A 1979-nucleotide genomic window follows, 5' to 3' on the forward strand; every position below is an offset into this window, starting at 1 on the left:
TGTCAACGCCAGTTTAAAATTGACCCACTTATCGACGTTATCGCCGAAGTAAAACTGACCCACCCAAGTAATTAATTTTTACTTTCAGATAGATTTTCTAGAACTGTTGGTATGGTTCCAGCCGCCTTCTTTCCTCGTAATCGGTAGCTTTCTCCACTGATTTGTACGATGTGCGAGTGATGAAGAAGCCTATCCAGTAATGCCGCCGTTAGTGTTGTATCGTCAGCGAACGCATTTGACCATTGAGAGAACGGCAAGTTACTGGTTACGATAATGCTACCTTGCTCGTATCGTTTAGCGATGACGTTGAAGAACAAGTTCGCTTCTTCTCTGCCGAACGGTAGATACCCGATTTCATCGACGATAAGGAGCTTTGGTGCAAGAACGCTTCGCCTCAAGTAGCTTTCAAGTTTGCCCTGAGCTTTCGCCGTAGACAGTTGGAGCATTAAGTCAGCTGCTGTGATGAACCGTGTCTTTAAGCCTTTTTGTACAGCTATTTGACCAAGGCTAACAGCAAGATGGCTCTTACCAACACCACTTGGGCCAAGTAGTACTACGTTTTCTTTTCGCTCGACGAACGCCAACCCTGTTAGCTCCTTGAGCTGTTTCCGTGGGGCACCTGTTGCGAACTTGAAGTCATAGTCATCGAACGTTTTCTCCATAGGGAAGCTGGCGAACTTAGTCAGCGTTGCTCTTGTGCGTTCAGCTCTCGCTTCAAGCTCAGCGTTTAGAAGTGATTCTAAGTAATCGGCTAGGCTCAACTCACGAGTGCTAGCGACTTCTGCCAACCTCGGCCACTCCTGAGCCATTGCTTGCAACTTCAGCGTTGCGCAGGCAGCTTCGATGCGATTCATTTGAAGGTTCATACTCGCACCTCCAACAACGCGTCATATATTGATAGAGGATGTTGGAAGCTCTCAACGGGCATGACATTATCCCCCATTGTTAGCGGCGCTATCGGGCGTGTCGGCAACGGGAGAGGTTGAAGTGTAAAACGTTCTTTCTCTAAAAGAACTTGAGGCTTTTTGCCTGTTGTGCCGTGCATTCTCTGGTGAGCGACGGTTTCTAACCACGCGCCGATATGACCGTTAAGGACATCGGCTGTGATTTTCAGACCGTGTTGTTTAAGTGTCGCAGCAAGCGGAGTGACGAAGCTACTTTTCAAGTAAGAGTTAAATCGCTCCACTTTCCCTTTGGTTTTTGCGCGATAAGGGCGGCAAGCTCTTGGCTTAAAGTTGTATTTTTTGGCGGCGGTGAGCAGCGAGGGGTTCCAGCGGTGCTCACCCTCACCGTATGCATCACGCTCTATCATGATGGCTTTCGCATTATCGAACAGAACTTCTTTAGGGACGCCGCCGAAGTATTCAAACGCTTCTTCAAGACCTTGTATCCAGTCTTCTTGGCGCTCTCGTTCACTAAAGCGAACGAACGTCGCTCGGCTATAGCCAAGAGTGGCCACGAAGGCTTTAACACGTACGCCGTAATGAGTGATGGTCGTGAAATCGACTTGCATCTGCTCACCAGGCAATGTTTCGAATCGAACCACAGGGTCGACTGGCGTACTAGGTTTGTACTGTTTGACGTGCTCTTTGAGCATCGTTATACCACCTTCGTAACCGAGAGATTTTAGCTCACGCAATAAGACAGTTGCGGGTATCCAATAAGGCTTTGCGGCTTCAATGCGAGTGCGCAAGTAGTCGTGGTAAGGCTGTAATTTGGTGGGTCGAGATTGCCGTTCTCGATACACAGGCTCTTTACTTCTGTCTCGAAGATAAGTGCGAACGGTATTTCTAGAGATACCTAAATCTCGCGCGATGCAGCGGATGCTTTGCCCTTGCTGATGTAAAACGTGTATTTCCACTAGTTGCTCCTGATTGATCATAATCCGCCGCTTTGTCCATTTTACGAACGGATAGTTTGCCTCAGGTGGGTCAATTTTAAATCGGCGTTAGTGGGTCATTTTTACATCGGCGCTGACA

2 protein-coding genes are annotated in these 1979 nt (G+C 48.2%); both read right to left on the minus strand.

The genetic code is table 11. The annotated features are described in order from the left end of the window. Positions 1-71 precede the first annotated feature (71 nt). On the minus strand, positions 72-866 hold the full coding sequence (gene istB, locus VTH8203_RS22200; RefSeq protein WP_096995610.1) for an IS21-like element helper ATPase IstB: 795 nt from the start codon (positions 864-866) through the stop codon (positions 72-74). Next, the gene (istA, locus tag VTH8203_RS22205) at positions 863-1882 is read right to left on the minus strand and encodes an IS21 family transposase (protein ID WP_096995611.1); all 1020 of its coding nucleotides are present in this window, start codon (positions 1880-1882) and stop codon (positions 863-865) included. The genes istB and istA overlap by 4 nt, the downstream gene beginning before the upstream one ends. Between the last annotated feature and the right edge of the window lie 97 nt (positions 1883-1979).

It is taken from the genome of Vibrio thalassae, assembly GCF_900089835.1.
Lineage (GTDB): Bacteria > Pseudomonadota > Gammaproteobacteria > Enterobacterales > Vibrionaceae > Vibrio > Vibrio thalassae.